The 18,278-nt window shown below is 59.4% G+C and carries 21 protein-coding genes; 9 read left to right on the top strand and 12 right to left on the bottom strand.

Annotated features, from left to right (window positions below):
* Positions 1-29 precede the first annotated feature (29 nt).
* The 4 genes from alkB to SGN16_RS17660 all read right to left on the bottom strand — a co-directional run bounded on the left by alkB (position 30) and on the right by SGN16_RS17660 (position 2,121).
* Complete coding sequence (gene alkB, locus SGN16_RS17675; RefSeq protein WP_210639288.1) at positions 30-710, bottom strand: DNA oxidative demethylase AlkB; 681 nt, start codon at positions 708-710, stop codon at positions 30-32.
* Positions 697-1,425, bottom strand: coding sequence for a 2OG-Fe(II) oxygenase (locus SGN16_RS17670; RefSeq protein ID WP_335945723.1), 729 nt, complete (start codon positions 1,423-1,425; stop codon positions 697-699). Before SGN16_RS17670 ends, alkB begins: the two co-directional genes overlap by 14 nt.
* 194 nt (positions 1,426-1,619) lie before the next feature.
* Positions 1,620-1,790, bottom strand: coding sequence for a hypothetical protein (locus SGN16_RS17665; RefSeq protein WP_210639286.1), 171 nt, complete (start codon positions 1,788-1,790; stop codon positions 1,620-1,622).
* Between the two features lie 28 nt (positions 1,791-1,818).
* Positions 1,819-2,121 (bottom strand): DUF1883 domain-containing protein, encoded by a 303-nt coding sequence (locus SGN16_RS17660; RefSeq protein WP_003182962.1) that lies wholly within the window; start codon positions 2,119-2,121, stop codon positions 1,819-1,821.
* Positions 2,122-2,324: 203 nt separating this feature from the next.
* Here SGN16_RS17660 and SGN16_RS17655 point away from each other — a divergent pair, with 203 nt between their 5' ends.
* On the top strand, positions 2,325-2,675 hold the full coding sequence (locus SGN16_RS17655; protein ID WP_210639285.1) for a hypothetical protein: 351 nt from the start codon (positions 2,325-2,327) through the stop codon (positions 2,673-2,675).
* Positions 2,676-2,784: 109 nt separating this feature from the next.
* The gene (locus tag SGN16_RS17650; RefSeq protein ID WP_109755196.1) at positions 2,785-3,015 is read left to right on the top strand and encodes a hypothetical protein; all 231 of its coding nucleotides are present in this window, start codon (positions 2,785-2,787) and stop codon (positions 3,013-3,015) included.
* 4 nt (positions 3,016-3,019) lie between these two features.
* Here the strand turns inward: SGN16_RS17650 and SGN16_RS17645 are convergent, their stop codons facing one another.
* Both SGN16_RS17645 and SGN16_RS17640 read right to left on the bottom strand, forming a co-directional pair.
* The gene (locus SGN16_RS17645; RefSeq protein ID WP_134923863.1) at positions 3,020-3,301 is read right to left on the bottom strand and encodes a hypothetical protein; all 282 of its coding nucleotides are present in this window, start codon (positions 3,299-3,301) and stop codon (positions 3,020-3,022) included.
* Positions 3,302-3,416: 115 nt separating this feature from the next.
* Positions 3,417-3,632, bottom strand: a complete 216-nt coding sequence (locus SGN16_RS17640; protein WP_210639284.1) for a hypothetical protein — start codon at positions 3,630-3,632, stop codon at positions 3,417-3,419.
* 235 nt (positions 3,633-3,867) lie between these two features.
* On the opposite strand from SGN16_RS17640, the gene galU reads away from it, so the two are divergent.
* The 4 genes from galU to ahpF all read left to right on the top strand — a co-directional run bounded on the left by galU (position 3,868) and on the right by ahpF (position 8,810).
* Positions 3,868-4,707 (top strand): UTP--glucose-1-phosphate uridylyltransferase GalU, encoded by an 840-nt coding sequence (gene galU / locus SGN16_RS17635; protein WP_003182953.1) that lies wholly within the window; start codon positions 3,868-3,870, stop codon positions 4,705-4,707.
* A gap of 320 nt (positions 4,708-5,027) precedes the next feature.
* Positions 5,028-6,386: a glutathione-disulfide reductase gene (gene gorA / locus SGN16_RS17630; RefSeq protein WP_210639283.1), complete on the top strand. Its 1,359-nt coding sequence runs from the start codon at positions 5,028-5,030 to the stop codon at positions 6,384-6,386.
* Between the two features lie 173 nt (positions 6,387-6,559).
* Positions 6,560-7,123, top strand: a complete 564-nt coding sequence (gene ahpC / locus SGN16_RS17625; RefSeq protein WP_210639282.1) for an alkyl hydroperoxide reductase subunit C — start codon at positions 6,560-6,562, stop codon at positions 7,121-7,123.
* 124 nt (positions 7,124-7,247) lie between these two features.
* Positions 7,248-8,810, top strand: a complete 1,563-nt coding sequence (gene ahpF, locus SGN16_RS17620) for an alkyl hydroperoxide reductase subunit F (protein WP_335945722.1) — start codon at positions 7,248-7,250, stop codon at positions 8,808-8,810.
* A gap of 190 nt (positions 8,811-9,000) precedes the next feature.
* Here the strand turns inward: ahpF and gloA are convergent, their stop codons facing one another.
* Positions 9,001-9,522 (bottom strand): lactoylglutathione lyase, encoded by a 522-nt coding sequence (gloA, locus tag SGN16_RS17615; RefSeq protein ID WP_210639280.1) that lies wholly within the window; start codon positions 9,520-9,522, stop codon positions 9,001-9,003.
* 193 nt (positions 9,523-9,715) lie between these two features.
* Between gloA and SGN16_RS17610 the strand changes: the two genes are divergently transcribed.
* Positions 9,716-10,249, top strand: coding sequence for a DUF4946 domain-containing protein (locus SGN16_RS17610; protein ID WP_210639279.1), 534 nt, complete (start codon positions 9,716-9,718; stop codon positions 10,247-10,249).
* A gap of 90 nt (positions 10,250-10,339) precedes the next feature.
* On the opposite strand, the gene SGN16_RS17605 is transcribed toward SGN16_RS17610, so the two are convergent.
* The 3 genes from SGN16_RS17605 to SGN16_RS17595 all read right to left on the bottom strand — a co-directional run bounded on the left by SGN16_RS17605 (position 10,340) and on the right by SGN16_RS17595 (position 13,452).
* On the bottom strand, positions 10,340-10,705 hold the full coding sequence (locus SGN16_RS17605; protein WP_210639278.1) for a histone-like nucleoid-structuring protein, MvaT/MvaU family: 366 nt from the start codon (positions 10,703-10,705) through the stop codon (positions 10,340-10,342).
* 205 nt (positions 10,706-10,910) lie between these two features.
* The gene (locus SGN16_RS17600; RefSeq protein WP_335945721.1) at positions 10,911-12,473 is read right to left on the bottom strand and encodes an EAL domain-containing protein; all 1,563 of its coding nucleotides are present in this window, start codon (positions 12,471-12,473) and stop codon (positions 10,911-10,913) included.
* A gap of 115 nt (positions 12,474-12,588) precedes the next feature.
* Positions 12,589-13,452: a LysR family transcriptional regulator gene (locus SGN16_RS17595; protein ID WP_335945720.1), complete on the bottom strand. Its 864-nt coding sequence runs from the start codon at positions 13,450-13,452 to the stop codon at positions 12,589-12,591.
* A gap of 129 nt (positions 13,453-13,581) precedes the next feature.
* Between SGN16_RS17595 and SGN16_RS17590 the strand changes: the two genes are divergently transcribed.
* Both SGN16_RS17590 and hppD read left to right on the top strand, forming a co-directional pair.
* Positions 13,582-14,526, top strand: a complete 945-nt coding sequence (locus tag SGN16_RS17590) for a DMT family transporter (protein ID WP_335945719.1) — start codon at positions 13,582-13,584, stop codon at positions 14,524-14,526.
* A 252-nt stretch (positions 14,527-14,778) separates the two neighbouring features.
* Positions 14,779-15,855 (top strand): 4-hydroxyphenylpyruvate dioxygenase, encoded by a 1,077-nt coding sequence (hppD, locus tag SGN16_RS17585; RefSeq protein ID WP_210639274.1) that lies wholly within the window; start codon positions 14,779-14,781, stop codon positions 15,853-15,855.
* Positions 15,856-15,938: 83 nt separating this feature from the next.
* Here hppD and rarD read toward each other — a convergent pair whose 3' ends face one another.
* Both rarD and SGN16_RS17575 read right to left on the bottom strand, forming a co-directional pair.
* Positions 15,939-16,823, bottom strand: coding sequence for an EamA family transporter RarD (gene rarD / locus SGN16_RS17580; protein WP_335945746.1), 885 nt, complete (start codon positions 16,821-16,823; stop codon positions 15,939-15,941).
* A 66-nt stretch (positions 16,824-16,889) separates the two neighbouring features.
* Positions 16,890-17,903 carry an aldo/keto reductase gene (locus tag SGN16_RS17575; RefSeq protein WP_210639273.1) on the bottom strand — a complete coding sequence of 338 codons (1,014 nt, stop codon included), beginning with the start codon at positions 17,901-17,903 and terminating at the stop codon, positions 16,890-16,892.
* Between the last annotated feature and the right edge of the window lie 375 nt (positions 17,904-18,278).

The following is an 18,278-nucleotide window of genomic DNA, read 5'->3' as shown; positions in this document are numbered from 1 at the left end:
TCCGGGTCTTGCGGTTGAATTCTGCACATTCAGCCGGCAGTGCGAAACGTCAGGTTGATCCGCTGGCTGCCCAGGTGCGGGTGCTGTCCTTCCTTGAGCGGCAATACGCCGTGGTAACGCAAACGGTCCACGCCGCCCCAGACCACGATGTCGCCATGGAACAACGGGATGCGCAGGCTCTTGTCGCTGCGCTCGAAGCCGCCAAATTGGAACACCGCCGGCAGGCCCAGGGACATCGAGACGATGGGGGCGGCCAGGGAACGTTCGTTCTTGTCCTGATGCAGTGACATCCGTGCACCGGGTACGTAGCGGTTGATCAGGCAGGCGTCGGGTTCGAAGTGCTCGAACTGCGCCTGCCGGGCGGCGGCCTGGGCCAGTTCGCGAAACACCGCCGGCATCTGTGGCCAGGGCTGGCCGGTCTGTGGGTCATGGGCGGTGTAGCGATAGCCGCTGCGGTCGGTGGTCCAGCCCAGCGCGCCGCAACTGCTCAAGGCCACCGACATGGTAAAGCCGCCGGGTGTGACCATCTGCCGGAACGGCGCGGCCTGCAAGACCGTTTCCAGGGCCGGCAGCAAACGCTCCAGCCAGGGGAGGGCGAAACCGCGCAGCACGAAAGATTGCTGGCCGATCTGTTCGACCTGGCCGGGTGTGGTGGGCGCCTGGTCGGCAAACAGGTCCAATGTGAGCGGTGTGTCGTTATTGCGCATCATGAAAAATGATTCCCAAGGTGTGCCGCCTGCCGCTGTGCACGCAGCTGACGCCATGGCGCATGTTCACCCGATAATAACCGCGAACGCCTTTGACCGGCCGCTGATGCACGGCGAACACCACCGCATCGCCCTGTTTCAGATCGATGACCTGCGGCCGCGATTGCATGCGCGGGCGTTGCTCGGTCAGCACGAACTCACCGCCGCTGAAGTCCCGGCCCGGTTCCGACAACAGGATCGCGACTTGCAGTGGGAACACCTGCTCGCCGTACAGATCCTGATGCAGGCAGTTGTAATCCTGCGGGCCGTATTGCAGCAGCAACGGCGTCGGGCGCTGTTGCCCGGCGCCATGGCAGCGCTGAATAAAGTCGGCGTGCTCGTCGGGGTATCGCACTTCGATGCCCATGCATTCGTTCCAGCGATTGGCCAGCGGCACCAGCAGCGGATACAGCGACTGGCGCAGCTGCTGGACGATATCGGGCAGTGGGTAACGAAAGTACTGGTACTCGCCGCGCCCGAAGCCATGACGAGACATGATCACCCGGGAACGAAAAAGCCCGGGTTCGGCGTATAAACCGCTGAGCATTCGACATTGCGTGGCGGGCAGCAGGTTGCGGATGATCGCGCTGCCGTCCTGATCGAGGTTTTGCTCCAGGGCAGGCCAGTCCAGGTTGTCCATGGCGTGGTTCAGCGAGGGTGTTTGCAGGATGGCGGACATGATCACAAACCTTGGTAGAAAGGATTGCTCAGTCTGGCGAGTGCCCCGACGACTGGCACTCCGAGGCTTGCGGTCAATGTTTTATCCGGGGCGCCAAGAGAGTGGACCTGGATCCCTGTGCCAACCGATAAACCATCTACCCTGTGGCGAGGGGATAAATCCCCACGCCACAAAAAATCAATCAGGGTGAGCCGCTACAAGGCTTTGCTGACACTGATGTCGCTGATGACATCATCGGTCTGGCCGTGCAACGCCTGTAGCGCTGCCTTGGCTTCTTCCTCGGTGCCGGTTTGAAGTTGTGCGAACTCGAAACGGCGTTCGCCGTTGAGCTTGTACTTGATGACGTATTTGGTTGTCTGGGCCACGGTTTTGCCTTTCTTGAAGGGGCGATGCTCAGCTCAGTTTCGAGCTGGAACGCCGGATGATCTTGATCTTGTGGGTCAGGGTCGGCTTGCGCGTGACACTGATGGCCCGGCGGTTGACGGTGTCGATGGTGATGTTCCAGAAGCCGGTGCTCGGTGCAGTGATCCTGGCCGGGAAGGTATCGAATGCGCCGCCGTGATAAGTGTGCCGGCCGCCGTTCTTGAAGCTACGGAAGTTGGCGTCGTTCATCAAACGGATGTTGCACATTTGGGAGCATTCGATAACGACGATATCGTCTTCGTTCAGGTGCTCGCGCTGGTGGATGAATTTCATGGGCGCCTCCAGAAGGGCTTTTTCTACAAAATCAAAACGATAGCAAGGGACAATGATGCGCAGTTTATCAGCCCCGAGTGTTAATATCCGGCCCGCGCTCCAGGCTTTGGTCATTTATCGCAGGAAGCGGGATAAAAAAAGCGGTGCGGCCCCGGAGAAAAACGGCGTCGGCACTGTCGGAGGGTCTTTATTGGAGGAATCATATGAAGCGCAGCGTGTGGGTGTTGGCATTGGCAATGAGTGGATGTGCATCGGTATCGGACATCAACCAGACGCCGCCCACCATGAGCGTCATCTCCGGAAAGAAACCCCATGAATACGCCAAGTGCGTGGCCGACAAGCTGGCCAGCAGCCGTGGCCCGCTGCAAATGGAACCGCACAAGAACGGCGTGAGGTTGATTGTGCCGGGCAAACTGTCGACCCTGCCGGCGGCGGTGTTCGACATTGACGAGCGCTCCAGCGGCAGCAGCATCAAGTTGCACGAAAGCCTGTCCAACGTGCCTGTGCGTCCCGGCGATGTGCAGGACGCGGCCAACGCCTGCATTTCCGGTTGAGCGCCGTCTCAGCCTGACGAGCGGGGCACGCATCGGATAAACTGTTGCCCTCGACAAAAAATGCCGCCACGGTCAACGTTGGCGGCATTGTCATTTATGGAGTCAGTCGATGAAACGCGAGCAGGTGCGTGAGCGCCATGCAGAAGGTCTTATATCTGCCACCCATGTGATTCAGAACCCGGCGAGCCCAGGCGAATGGATCGTCTTTTTCAAGAAAAGCGCCGGGCGCAGTTTTTTCCTGGTGGATGAGCAGGATGAAGTCGAATCCTTCAGCAGCCTCGACGAACTGATCGAGACCATACGCGGCCTGGGTATCAAGTTCGCTGAGATCCACATGTAACTTCTTACTTGCACACCACCACGACGCTGCGACTGGTGTAGTTGCCGACGTCGACACCCAGGGTCTTTTCGCTTTCCTTGGCCTGCGGTGTGCCATCGGTGCCGACGATGCGGTAGCCGGTGCCGGCACAGGATGCATCGGCTTTTTCATAACAGGTGGCCCAGTCATTGGCTTCGCCGGAGCAATCGATGGTCAGTCCCTGTTCGCCATTGTTCAGGTAGGTTTTTTCGGCAGAGGCACAGCCCGCCAGGGCCAGGACGGCAAACAGCGCCAGAAGTGTTTTCATGGAATCGTCATCAGGAAGGGAGGGGCAGGCGCGAGAGTATAGCGAATGGCCATTCCGGTACAGATAAACAAAGCCCCGTTCAATGCCGTGCGTCATTTACTTGGGGCTTGTCTGTTTACTTCTTGCGGCGGGGGCTGCGTGCCGGGGCTGTGTCACGTTCCTTGGCCGCCGGGGCAGAGCGGTCGTCCTGGAATACCGCCGCCACTTCCACCGCCATCGTTTTGCTGGGCAGGGGGCCGGCGACCTGCTCGCCATGGTAGTTGATAATCCACCATTGGCCGTCCTTGTCCTGGCTGACCGAATAACCGTTTGCGTTTTGTGTGACCGACATCTAGCTGCCTCGTTGGCGTAATCAAGGGCGCCATGATACGTCAAATGCTCGCAAACAGTGCTCATGGGCGTACAGTGGGCACCACCGGACCTATCGAGATGAAAGGCGATTGAACTATCCGGCGTTTTTTATTTCTCTATGATGGCATCGGTTGGCCAGTGCGGGCATTGTAAGGTGCCCGTCGCCTGATTAGACTGCCCCGAAACTCGTACACACCGCCTTTTCAAGGACTTATATGATCAAGAAATGCTTGTTCCCAGCAGCCGGTTACGGTACTCGCTTCCTGCCAGCGACTAAAGCCATGCCCAAAGAAATGCTGCCGGTGGTGAACAAGCCACTGATCCAGTACGGCGTCGAAGAAGCCCTCGATGCGGGCCTGACGGAAATCTCCATCGTCACCGGCCGTGGCAAGCGCGCCCTGGAAGACCATTTCGATATCAGCTACGAGCTGGAAAACCAGATCAAGGGCACCGACAAGGAGAAATACCTGGTTGGCATCCGCAAACTGCTGGACGAGTGCTCGTTCTCCTACACTCGCCAGACCGAAATGAAAGGTTTGGGCCACGCGATCCTGACTGGCCGCCCGCTGATCGGTGACGAACCGTTCGCCGTGGTCCTGGCGGACGACTTGTGCGTCAACCTCGAAGGCGACGGCGTGCTGACCCAGATGGTCAAGCTGTACAAGCAGTTCCGCTGCTCCATCGTGGCGATCCAGGAAGTCGATCCGCAGGAAACCAACAAGTACGGCGTGATTGCCGGCGAAATGATCCGCGACGACATCTACCGCGTCCACAGCATGGTTGAAAAACCAAAACCTGAAGACGCACCATCGAACCTGGCGATCATCGGTCGCTACATCCTGACCCCGGACATCTTCGACCTGATCGAACAGACCGAGCCAGGCAAGGGCGGCGAAATCCAGATCACCGACGCCCTGATGAAGCAGGCCCAGAACGGCTGCGTCATGGCCTACAAGTTCAAGGGCAAGCGTTTCGACTGCGGTGGTGCTGAAGGCTACATCGACGCGACCAACTTCTGCTTCGAGAACTTCTACAAGACCGGCAAGGCTTACTGATAGCCCGCCGCGCCTTGAAAAACGCCCCGACTGGTTCGGGGCGTTTTTTTTGCCCGGGGAAAAGTTGCTCGCAGATCACACAAACACCCCCTGTGGGAGCGAGCTTGCTCGCGATAGCGTCGGCACATTCAACAACTATGCAAGCTGACCCACCGCCATCGCGAGCAAGCTCGCTCTCACAGGGGGCGCGCTTGACTTGAGCATTGCTGCCAATTCGAGCCAGCCCAGCTGGCTTTTTCATTTTCCGCCCCCATAACCATCGCAACGCTGCCTCAGGTGAAAACAGCGGGTATGCTGATGGCCTGCCGAAGGAGATAGAAATGGCCTACGATTTTGACTTGTATGTGATTGGCGCCGGTTCCGGCGGTGTGCGGGCGGCGCGGTTCGCGGCCGGTTTTGGCGCGAAAGTGGCCGTGGCGGAGAGCCGCTACCTGGGCGGCACTTGCGTGAACGTGGGGTGTGTGCCCAAGAAGCTGCTGGTCTACGGTGCGCATTATGCCGAGGACTTCGAGCAAGCGTCGGCCTATGGCTGGACGGCGGGGGAGCCGAGTTTCGACTGGGCCACGTTGATCGCCAACAAGGACCGGGAAATCAATCGCCTCAACGGGATCTATCGCAACCTGCTGGTCAACAGCGGCGTTGAGCTGCACGAAGGTCACGCCAGGATCACCGGGCCCCATGAGGTCGAGATCAACGACCAGCGCTATACCGCCAAGCACATCATGATTGCCACCGGTGGCTGGCCGGTGATCCCGGACATTCCGGGGCACGAGCACGCCATCAGCTCCAACCAGGCGTTTTTCCTCAAGGAACTGCCCAAGCGCGTCATCGTGGTGGGCGGCGGCTACATTGCGGTGGAGTTCGCCGGGATTTTCCACGGTATGGGCGCGCAGACGTCGCTGCTGTATCGCGGTGACCTGTTCCTGCGCGGCTTTGACGGTGCGGTGCGCAAGCACCTGGCGGAAGAACTGACCCGGCGTGGCCTGGATCTGCAGTTCAACGCTGACATCAAGTCCATCGAAAAACTCGACGACGGCAGCCTCAGGGTAGAGCTCAAGGATGGCAAGACGCTGATCACCGATTGCGTGTTCTACGCCACTGGCCGGCGACCGATGCTCGACAATCTCGGCCTGGAGAACACCGCTGTCACAGTGGACGAGAAGGGTTTTGTCGTGGTCAACGAAAAGTACGAGACCACTGAACCTTCGATCCTGGCCATTGGCGACGTGATCGGTCGCGTCCAGCTCACCCCTGTTGCCCTGGCCGAGGGCATGGCGGTGGCGCGGCGTCTGTTCAAGCCTGAGCAATATCGCCTGGTGGATTACCGGATGATTCCCACTGCCGTGTTCAGCCTGCCGAACATCGGCACGGTGGGTTTGACCGAAGAGCAGGCCAAGGAGGAGGGCTACAAGGTAGAGATTTTCGAAAGCCGTTTCCGACCGATGAAGCTGAGCTTGACCGACTGCCAGGAGCGCACCCTGATGAAGCTGGTGGTGGATGCCGAGACCGACAAGGTGCTGGGTTGCCATATGGTCGGGCCGGATGCCGGAGAAATCGTCCAAGGCCTGGCCATCGCCCTCAAGGCCGGCGCCACCAAGCGTGATTTCGACGAAACCATCGGCGTGCATCCAACCGCCGCCGAGGAATTCGTCACGATGCGTACCCCCGTAGCCTCCTGACCCCAACGAAGATATGGCGAGCGCGCTTGCTCGCCATATTAAGTTTTCTTCTATCTATTTAGCGGCTGATAGCCAAAACCAATCATTCGCATGAGGTTTGCCAATGAGCCAGCCCGGGAATGAGTGGATAAGATTCCCTCCATCAACTTTTCAACCCTGATGGAGAAACATCGATGCCTATCATCAACAGCCAAGTTAAACCGTTCAACGCTACCGCCTTCAAAAACGGCGAATTCGTCGAAGTATCGGACGCCGACCTGAAGGGCAAGTGGTCTGTCGTGTTCTTCTACCCAGCTGACTTCACCTTCGTTTGCCCAACCGAGCTGGAAGACCTGGCCGACAACTACGCCGAATTCCAGAAACTGGGCGTCGAAGTCTACAGCGTGTCGACCGACACCCACTTTGCCCACGCTGCCTGGCACAACACTTCGCCAGCCATCGGCAAGATCCAGTACACCATGATCGGTGACCCGACCCACGTCATCTCCCGCAACTTCGACGTGCTGATCGAAGAAGTCGGCCTGGCTGACCGCGGTACCTTCGTGATCAACCCACAAGGCCAGATCAAGATCGTTGAAATCAACGACGGCGGTGTAGGCCGTGACGCTTCCGAACTGCTGCGCAAGGTCAAGGCCGCTCAGTACGTCGCCGCTCACCCGGGTGAAGTCTGCCCAGCCAAGTGGAAAGAAGGCGAGGCCACCCTGGCACCGTCCCTGGACCTGGTCGGCAAGATCTAAGCCTGTGAGTCATCCGAGGGCGATCAGCTCTTAACCAAGCAAGCCGCTTCGCCCCAAAAAACGCCCGGGCGAGATTCGCTCGGGCGTTGTTTTTTCTGAAATTCAAAAAATGGAAATCGCCCGTATGTTGGACGCCAATCTTAAAGCTCAGTTGAAGTCATACCTGGAACGGGTCACCCAGCCGATCGAGATCGTCGCCTCCCTCGACGACGGTGCGAAATCCCAGGAAATGCTTGCGCTACTCAAAGACGTTGCCAGTCTTTGCGAGCAAATCACCTTACTGGACAACGGCACCGATGCGCGTAAGCCATCGTTTTCGTTGAATCGCCCGGGAGCCGATATCAGCCTGCGTTTCGCCGGCATCCCGATGGGCCACGAATTCACTTCGCTGGTGCTGGCCTTGCTGCAAGTCGGCGGCCACCCGTCGAAGGCCAGTGTCGAAGTCATCGAACAGATCCGCGCCCTCAAGGGCGAGTTCAACTTCGAGACCTATTTCTCGCTGTCGTGCCAGAACTGCCCGGACGTGGTCCAGGCACTGAACCTGATGGCGGTGCTGAACCCGAACATTCGCCACGTCGCCATCGACGGTGCGTTGTTCCAGGCTGAGGTCGATGAACGCCAGATCATGGCCGTGCCGAGCGTGTACCTGAACGGCGTGAACTTCGGCCAAGGCCGCATGGGCCTGGAAGAGATTCTGGCCAAGATCGACACCAGCGGTATCGAGCGCCAGGCCGAGAAGATCAGCGCCAAAGAGGCTTTTGATGTGCTGGTGGTCGGCGGTGGCCCGGCCGGTGCTTCGGCGGCGATCTACGCCGCTCGTAAAGGTATCCGCACCGGAGTCGCGGCCGAGCGTTTCGGCGGTCAGGTGCTCGACACCATGGCCATCGAGAACTTCATCTCGGTCCAGGAAACCGAAGGTCCGAAACTGGCCGTCGCCCTGGAAGAACACGTCAAGCAGTACGACGTGGATATCATGAACCTGCAACGCGCCGATGCATTGGTGCCTGGCAAGGATGGCGCGCTGCACGAAATCAAATTCGCCAGCGGTGCGAGCCTCAAGGCCAAGACCGTGATCCTGGCGACCGGTGCCCGCTGGCGCGAAATGAACGTGCCGGGTGAGCAGCAATATCGCAACAAGGGCGTGGCGTACTGCCCGCACTGTGACGGTCCGCTGTTCAAAGGCAAGCGTGTGGCGGTGATTGGCGGCGGTAACTCCGGTGTCGAAGCGGCCATCGACCTGGCCGGTATCGTGGCCCATGTCACCCTGCTGGAGTTCGATGTGCAATTGCGTGCCGACGCGGTGTTGCAACGCAAGCTGCACAGTCTGCCGAACGTGACCGTGATCACCAACGCCCAGACTACCGAAGTGACGGGGGATGGCCAGAAGGTCAACGGCTTGCGCTACAAGGACCGCCCAAGCGGTGAAGTGCTGGACGTGGCGCTGGAAGGGATCTTCGTGCAGATTGGCCTGTTGCCCAACACCGATTGGCTCAAAGGCACGGTAGAACTGTCGCCACGTGGCGAGATCATCGTCGATGCCCGGGGTGAAACTTCGATCCCTGGCGTCTTCGCCGCCGGTGACGTGACCACCGTGCCGTACAAGCAGATCGTGATCGCCGTGGGCGAGGGGGCCAAGGCTTCGCTGAGCGCCTTCGACCACCTGATCCGTACCTCTGCGCCGGCATAAGCTGGCGATAGTGGCAAAAACAAAACCCCATGGGCCTGGCCCATGGGCCTGGCCCATGGGGTTTTGTTTTGGACCACGCATCACCCTGTGGGAGCGAGCTTGCTCGCGATGGCGGTGGGTCATTGTCTCAATGCTGAATGTGCCACCCTCATCGCGAGCAAGCTCGCTCCCACAATGGCTTGTGGGGGTTTTACAGTGGCGCAGGCTGGATGATTTCGACCCAGTAGCCATCCGGGTCCTTGATGAACGCCAGGCTCTTCATGCGGCCATCGTTCAGGCGCTTCTGGAAATCGCAGCCCAGTGCTTCGAAGCGCTCGCAGGCCGCGACGATGTCCGGCACCGAGACGCAAATGTGGCCGAAGCCGCGCGGGTCGGTGTTGCCGTTGTGATAGGCGAACGCTGGATCGCTTTCGGTGCCATGGTTGTGGGTCAGTTCGAGGATGCCAGGGATCGACTTCATCCATTCGGTACGCGCTGCGGCATCTGCTGGAATCTGGTTCTTGTCCACCAGTGCCAGGAAATACAGGCTGAATTCGGCTTCCGGGAAGTCGCGTTTTTCCACCAGGGAGAAACCCAATATGCGAGTGTAGAAATCCAGGGACTTGGTAATGTCCTTGACCCGCAGCATGGTGTGGTTGAAGACGAATTTGGCTGTGGCGGCATCGGGTTGGGCGGTGACGCCCGGGAAAGTGTTGAGTTCGTGCAGGCTCATGGGCCCTCCGGAAAATAAGTGGGGCAAACGGCGTCGCAAATGTGCTGTGACGGTTCCTGGGCTTGCGTCGGGTGGCTTCCATGCGGGTGCGCCCATGATACGCAAGGGGGGCGACATCGCCAAACCGAGTGTGGCTATTGCCTGGTTCTGCGGTGGGCTTCAGACTTTATGCTTCGTCCTTGAGTGCACCGCAATGATTCGACCGTTTCTTTCGCTGTTTGTCCTGCTGTTTGCCGCCATCGCGAGTGTCGGTGTCCAGGCGGTCGAACCGCAGGTCCTGTGGCCACAGGGCTGGGTCATCGAGCCGCTGCCCGCCGATGCACCCGCCCCGGCAGCGCCGGGAACCACTCGGCAACGGGCGACCAAGAGCGACGCCGCAGGCAATGCAGTGATGGTCATGGAATTGACCACGACGTCCGTCGAGCCTGATCATCAAGTCAACTTGCAAGGCGTATTACTGGAAATGCGTAAGTCGATCCAGAAGGACTTTTTCCAGGGCGGTTATCAAAGTGTGTGTAATAAGATCCATTCTTCAATGTTGGGCGGGGTCAGCGCTTTGGAGACGACTTGCACGATCACGCAGAATGGCAGGCATGTGTTGTCCCAGACACTCGTCGCGGCACTAAATGAGGGCAGGGCTTATGTGCTGTCCTATGCGGGACAGGCTCAAGTATTTGTTGAAAGCCAGGATGAAATACAATCGGTACGAAATAGCCTGAAACTATAGGGTAGCAGCGCAATACCTCTGTGGTGGGATCCAGAAGTTGAACCCATAAAAAGCCCTGAGTGTACTCAGGGCTTTTTCATCCGGGGAATGTCAACCACGCAACCAGGAATCAACGGTGGCTGCACCGTATTGTTCTTTCCAGGCTTTCAGGCCGCGGTGGTTGCCGCCCTTGGTTTCGATCAACTCACCCGTGTGCGGGTTCTGGTAAACCTTGACCACGCGTGCACGGCGGGTTTTAACAGGCTTGGCCGCTGGCAAGCCAGCCTTGGACGGCTTCGGGTCAAGGATCGCGATGATGTCGCGCAGGCTCTTGCCGTAGGTTTTCATCAGTCCCTGGAGCTTTTCTTCGAATTCGATTTCTTTCTTGAGCCCGGCATCGTTCTTCAGCGATTCCAGTTGCTTGAGCTGCTCTTGAAGGGCCTTTTCAGCTGCACGAAATTCAGCGAGTCTGGACAAAATCGTTACTCCAATCAGAATGTTTGGCTGATACCAACCGCAAACAAAGCTATAAGCCAAGTGCCTTGAAGCGACTCGGTGCTAATGACTCTCCTGTTATCTAGCACAGGTAGAAAAAATTGTAGTAGTTAATTGGAATTGTGTAAATCGTAACTTTTTCGTTATGTAACAACAGCAAACGTTCTTATCTGTTGGCGCGCCCTCGTCAATAGCCTGGCGGCGGGTAATTGCCATTAATGGCGGTCAAGGCGGCAATGAAGTCTTGCCCGCTAACCGGCCGGCCAAATAGATAACCTTGTAAAAAGTTCACCCCATGGGCCGCCAGGTAATCGCTTTGTTCAACGGTTTCGACACCCTCGGCAACAATCTCCAAGTCCAGCTTGCCCGACAGTTCGATGATGCTGTCGAGGATGTGACGCGACAGAGCATCGGCCCCGATCATCGCGACAAAACTCTGGTCGATCTTCAGGAAGTCCACGTTGAACTGACGCAAGTACCCCAGGCTGGAATGACCCGTGCCGAAGTCGTCGATGGCGATCTTGACCCCCAGCGCGTGCAACTGCTCGAACAATTGGTGGGTAACGGGGGTGGGTTCGATCAGCTCGCGTTCGGTCAGCTCCAGCACCAGTGCAATCGCACCCGGTGGGAAGGCATCCAGGAACGCGCGGCAATCGTCTACCAGCGCCAAATCCTGGCAGTGACGGGCGGTGATGTTGATGCCGACATGAAACGGCGCCTCCAGCATTGGCGCAAGCGGTGCCAGCAGGTGCATGGTCTGCTGCATCAAGGCGCGGGTCATTGGCACGATCAAGCCACTGTGTTCAGCGAATGGAATGAACAGGTCCGGGCGCACCAGGCCTTCCTTGGGATGGTTCCAGCGCATCAGCACTTCGACGCCGGCCCAGCGCTTGCTGTCGCCATGCACCACCGGTTGCAGATAGGGAACGAACTCTCCCGCCTCCAGGGCCCGTTGCAGTTCACGACTGGGGGAGGAGGTGCGTTTTTGCAGCCAGTGGCCGAGTGCTCCGGCGATGGCACCGAAGAAGATCAGCAGGCTGAACAGCGGTGGATATTCCCGGGCCATATAGCGCCAGACTTCCCCCTCATCAAAGCCGGCTTCAACATTGAAGGGGTAGTGTGTTGAGGCGAGGCCGCTCTGTGCGACCGCCAGTGCGGGCAGTGGGGTTTGTCGGACCTTGCCGTCTTCCGCCAGCCAATTGGGCCCAACTTGTAGCCGCAGTCGAGTCTGGCCGCCAATCAGCTGCAGGGCATTGGCCAGGTAATAACCATCTACGGTCGCCAATACCCCTTGGGGGCCTTCGTTGAGCCGATAGATCAGCAGTGCGGTGTCGGGGGTGACCGGGTTGCCGTTCATGAGCCACAACGTGCCCTGGTAATAATCGTTCGGATCGACTTTTTCTTCGAAGGCGCCAAACAGCGAACTGCAATACAGGGTGTTGTCTCGTACCAGATTGGTCGAGCGGACAAAGGGCCGGCGTGTCACTTGTTCGCGCAAGGCCAGCTTGGCCGCTTCGCAAGGCTGGCCGGCCAGGGGCAACAGCTCACGGGCCGACAAGGCGGTGTTGTCGAGCATCGACTCGACCTGCCTGACCAGCTCTACGGCCGTCTGCCGGGTGTGTTGCTCCAGCGTCCGTTCGGCCTGCATGTACAGGATACCCAGCCCCGACAGTATCGGCAGCAGGCCACAGAACAGGGTGATCAGGTAGCGACGGGGCCGCGTGCGCGAGCGTGTGGCGGTCAGGGGCATCAGCACAACCTGTGGCGAGAAGGGAAAGGCAGCAAGGGGGAAAAGCATTGGGTGCCGACCATGATAGATGGCTTGTCGGTTCCTTGCCCCACAGGTTCTGTGTTGTACGCAAGGCTCATGACTGCCGCGCCAGTTCTATAAAGGCCAGGGTCGCCGGTGAGGCCTGGCGGCTGTCCAATACCGCGAGGCCAATCTGGCGCGGAACTCGCGGCGACAATGGCCGTGTGACGAAACCCGGGTTATCGCCGCCCGGCAGCGAGCCTTCGGAAACCACACTCACCGCCTCGCCGCGGCTGACGACGTCCAGGGTGCTGAGCAGTTGCGAGCAACGAAAGCGCACGTTCGGTGTGAGCCGGGCGGCATTGAACAGGCGCGACACCAGCTCCGACGATCCGGCCTCGGTGAGCACGAACGGGTCGATGCACAGGTCCTTGAGGCTCAGGCTGGCCTGGGCGGCGAGGGGATGGTGGGTGGGTAGCAGGGCGACCATCTGATCCTCCATCAGCATGAACGTATCGAAACGATCCTCGGGCAGCACCACGAAGCCGACATCTACCCGTCGTTCATCCAGCCACTGGATGACTTGGCGATCCGGCCCTTCATCGATGTGCACCTCGATCCCTGGATGCAGCGCACGGTAGCGCTGCAGGATGGCGGGCAACAGCTTCATCGACGACGTCGGCCCGAACGAGCCAATACGCAAGGTGCCACGGCGCATGCCACGGGCGTCGGCGGCTTCCTGGCGCAGGGTGTTGGCCAGCCCGAGCATGGCCCGGGCGCGCAGCAACAGTTGCTCGCCAATGTCACTGAGTTCCACCTGGGACTGATGACGCCTGAGTAATTCCACGCCAAGCTCTTGCTCCAGGGATTTGATGGCGTGGGACACCGCTGATTGGCCGATGCCCAAGCGTGTGGCCGCTGCGGTGAAACCACGCAGCTCAGCGACCAGGGAGAAGATTTCGAGCTGGGTGAGGGTCATGAGGGATTACTCATTTTACGATGATCAAGCATGAATCAAATAATGACGCATCTGACTCGAATCAGAAAGCGACACGCAACCTTGTAGCCACAGGTTGTGGGTGTGGTCTCTTGCCTGCTCTGGTGAACCATGAAAACCCTCGAACAAGCCGTCCCAACACCTTCAGACCTGCCGGTCTACCTGAAGCTCGCCATGGTCACCATGATCTGGGGCGGCACCTTCGTGGCCGGCAGGTTACTTGCCGATGCCTTGGCGCCCTTGTTCGCCGCCAGCCTGCGTTTCCTGCTGGCGAGTGTCGCGCTGCTGCTGTTTCTCGCCGTGGCCGGGATCCCGCTGGCCAGGCCCAACGTCAAGCAAGGGCTGCAATTGGCTGCCCTGGGGTTCTTCGGCATCTTCTTCTATAACCTGTGCTTCTTTTACGGCTTGCAGTACATCAATGCGTCGCGAGCCTCGTTGATCGTCGCCTTGAACCCGGCGGTGATCGGGCTGGCGTCCTGGTGGTTGTTCAAGGAACGGTTGGGCCGCTTGAAAGTGACGGGCATCGTCCTGTGTATTGGCGGGGCGGGGGTGGTGATCGTCAGTCGCGATCCGGCTTTGTTGCAGGGCACGGCACAGGGCTGGGTCGGCGATCTGCTGATTTTTGGCTGCGTGCTGGGCTGGGGCATTTATTCGCTGTTTTCCAGAAGCCTGAATGAAAGCCTTGGCCCCTTGCAGACTGTGACCTGGTCGATTCTGCTCGGTACGTTGATGTTGTGCCTGGCCTGTGCGGCCGGCGGCCAGGTTCGCTTCGAAGTACTCCGGGGGTTGGACATCCGTCAATGGCTGAGCCTGCTGTACCTCGGCGTGCTGGGTTCGGCCCTGGCCTACATCGCCTGGTACGACGGCATTCGTCGGATTGGTGCGACCCGTTCCGGTGTGTTCATCGCCCTCAACCCGCTCACGGCGGTGCTGCTGGGGGCGGTGCTGCTGGACGAACGGCTCACGGCCCTGATGTGTGTGGGCGGGGGTGTGATCCTGGTGGGCATTTTCCTGTGCAACAAACCCCTTGCACGGACGGCGAAAAAGGCGATTTGATACAGAAGGCGGACAAATATGGTTACGCTGTGTAGAATCGAGTTACGCATATAAGAATAAACGTCTTCTGGCAGCAGAAGCCTCGCCCGCAAGAGCCTTGGGTCGACAATGAAGATACTTGGGTTTCAACTGATCTACGGCGATTTCCTCGCCCGCAGCGTTCGCGGTATTTCCTGCGCGCCACCGCGCGTCCTCAGCATCACTGGCAACTAACGTTTTTTGTTAATTGATAAGCATGATGAGGCGCCGAACATGGCAGATCTATACGAAAACCCAATGGGCCTGATGGGCTTTGAATTCATCGAATTCGCTTCCCCTACGCCCAACACCCTGGAGCCGATCTTCGAGATCATGGGCTTCACCAAAGTGGCCACCCACCGCTCCAAGGACGTGCACCTGTATCGCCAGGGTGCGATCAACCTGATCCTCAACAACGAACCTCACAGCGTGGCCTCGTACTTTGCGGCCGAACACGGCCCGTCAGTGTGCGGCATGGCGTTCCGCGTCAAGGATTCGCAGCAGGCCTACAAGCGGGCCCTGGAGCTCGGTGCCCAGCCGATCCACATCGAAACTGGCCCGATGGAGCTGAACCTGCCAGCGATCAAAGGCATCGGCGGCGCGCCGCTGTACCTGATCGACCGGTTTGGCGAAGGCAGCTCGATCTATGACATCGACTTCGTGTTTATCGACGGCGTTGACCGCAATCCGGTTGGCGCCGGCCTGAAAATCATCGACCACCTGACCCACAACGTGTATCGCGGGCGCATGGCCTACTGGGCTGGTTTCTACGAGAAGCTGTTCAACTTCCGCGAGATCCGTTATTTCGACATCAAGGGCGAATACACCGGCCTGACTTCCAAGGCCATGACCGCCCCGGATGGCATGATCCGCATCCCGCTGAACGAAGAGTCGTCCAAGGGCGCCGGGCAGATCGAAGAGTTCCTGATGCAGTTCAACGGCGAAGGTATCCAGCACGTGGCATTCCTGACCGATGACCTGATCAAGACCTGGGATAAGCTGAAAAGCATCGGCATGCGCTTCATGACCGCGCCCCCGGACACCTACTACGAAATGCTCGAAGGCCGCCTGCCGAACCACGGCGAGCCAGTGGATGAACTGCGATCGCGGGGCATTCTGCTGGACGGTGCTTCCGAGCAGGGCGACCGGCGCCTGCTGCTGCAGATATTCTCGGAAACCCTGATGGGGCCGGTGTTCTTCGAGTTCATCCAGCGCAAGGGCGACGATGGTTTCGGCGAAGGCAACTTCAAGGCGCTGTTCGAGTCCATCGAGCGTGACCAGGTGCGGCGTGGGGTGCTGGCGACCGAGTAAGAGCTGAGACCAAAAAAAGCCCGCCTGGCAGTGATGTCGGGCGGGCTTTTTATTGCTCGCGCCCACAGGGGCCGGTGGTGCGCTCAGGCCCGGCGTCGCTGCCGTGTCAGGTGCTTGAACCCTTCGAACACCAGCACCGCCACCGCCATCCAGATGGGGATGTAGGTCAGCCATTCGCTGGCCTGGATGCTTTCGCCCAACAGTAGCGCAACGCCCAGCAGCAACACCGGTTCGACATAACTCAACAGGCCGAACAGGCTGAACGGCAGCAAACGACTGGCGAGTATGTAGGTCACCAGCGCCGAGGCACTGATGACCCCGAGCACCGGAATGAGCAGCAACAGCCTGGGGTATTGATCGAAAACATTGAAGCCTTGCTCACCGCTCTGCACGAACCAGAGCGCCAGTGGCAGCATCAGCGTCATGTCCAGCCAGAGCCCGCCCAGGTTGTCGGTCTTGAGGCGTTTGCGCAGGATGAAGTAGATCGGGTAACCCAGTACCACGAGCAAGGTAGCCCAGGAAAACCCACCCACTTGATACAACTCGTTGAACACGCCAAGGACGGCGAGGAACACGGCGACTTTCTGCAGGTACGACAGACGTTCGCCGTAGACGATGCGGCCGGTCAGGACCATCGACAGCGGCAGCAGGAAATACCCCAGCGACACGTCCAGGCTGTAGCCGTTGAGCGGCGCCCACATGAACAGCCACAACTGCGCGCCCATCAGCGCCGAAGAGGCGATCGCCGCGACCAACAACCGTGGCGCGGCGATCAGGCGCCGGACCAGTTGCGTGATGAGGTGCCACTCCCGGGCCACCAGCATGAACACCGTCATGCACGGCATCGTCAGCAGCATGCGCCAGCCGAAAATCTCCAGGCCGGTCAACGGTGAGAGCAGCGAGGTGTAGTAGTACATGACGGCGAACAGCGCAGAGGCTGAGACCGATAGAGCGATGCCTTTGGACACGATGATTCTCTTGAGGGCGGTCATCGACACCCTCGCCACAAAGGGTGTTCTGTTGACTCAACGAAGTTATGACGTACGCGGCACTCGCCCCGACACGAAATGCCCCACGTCATTGAACCCCGGCGTCGAGGCATGCCCCGGTGTCACCAGCGAATCGATGAAGGCTTCATCCTCCGCCGTGATCTTCACCGCCTGCGCCTTGGCGTAGGCGTCCCACTGCTCCTCGGTACGCGGCCCGACGATGGCCGAGGTCACCGCGCTGTTATTCAGCACCCAGGCAATGGCGAACTCGACGATGCCCACGCCCCGGCCCTGGGTGTATTGCTGGATCTGCTGGGCAATACGCAGGGACTCGACCCGCCATTCGGTTTCCAGGATGCGTTTGTCCTGGCGACCGGCGCGGCTGTTGGCGTCCGGCGCCACGTCCGGCGCGTACTTGCCGCTGAGCACGCCACGGGCGAGGGGGCTGAAAGGCACCACGCCGAGGCCATAGTTCTGCGCGGCGGTGATCTGCTCGGTTTCCGCCTGGCGGTTGACGATGTTGTACAGCGGTTGGCTGATCACCGGCCGGTCGATGCCCAGGCTGTCGGCAAGCCGGATCACCTCGGCGATGCGCCAGCCCCGGTAGTTCGACAGGCCCCAATAGCGAATCTTGCCCTGGCGAATCAAATCACCAATGGCCGACACCGTGACCTGCAATGGCGTGTTGTGGTCTTCGCGGTGCAGGTAATAGATGTCCAGGTAGTCGGTGCCCAGGCGCGTCAGGCTGGCCTCGATACCGTTGAAAATGTGCTTGCGGCTCAGGCCGCTGCGGTTGGGCACACCGTCCGCTGGGCCGAAGCCGACCTTGGTGGCCAGCACCCATTCCTGGCGGCGACTGGCGATCGCCTCGCCGACGATCTCTTCGGAGCGGCCGTTGGTGTAGACGTCCGCCGTGTCGATGAAGTTGATGCCCTGGTCCCAGGCCTTGTCGATGATTCGCAGCGAATCCTCGGTGCTGGTCTGTTCGCCGAACATCATCGTGCCCAGGGTCAACGTCGAGACTTGCAACCCGGAATGGCCTAGCGTGCGGTAGCTCATGACAAGATCCTTTTATCCATGGGGAAAGCCTCAATCAAACCCCAGAACCACCGCAGGGATCAAACACAATTCTCAAACACCCCCGAATCAACTGTGGGAGCGGGCTTGCTCGCGAAGGCGTCAGATCAGCCGATATTGATGTCGGCTGATACACCGCTATCGCGAGCAAGCTTGCTCCCACATGGGGTTGTGGTGAACCGAGGATCTGCGTACACCCTAGGCCAGCTGTGGGAGCGAGCGTGCTCGCGATGAGGCCAGAAGCCTCGACCTGAATCTTCCGGCCAAACCAATGTTTGTGAAATTGAACAATAATGCCCGGTGCCTTTTGTGCGGCGGACCGGCGTCATGGCTGCGGTCAGCTGGCAGCATGCTGTG

Source organism: Pseudomonas sp. G166, from assembly GCF_037027455.2.
Classification (GTDB): domain Bacteria; phylum Pseudomonadota; class Gammaproteobacteria; order Pseudomonadales; family Pseudomonadaceae; genus Aquipseudomonas.
Note: the sequence above shows the minus strand (reverse complement) of the source record. Positions and strands in the feature narration are given on the sequence as shown.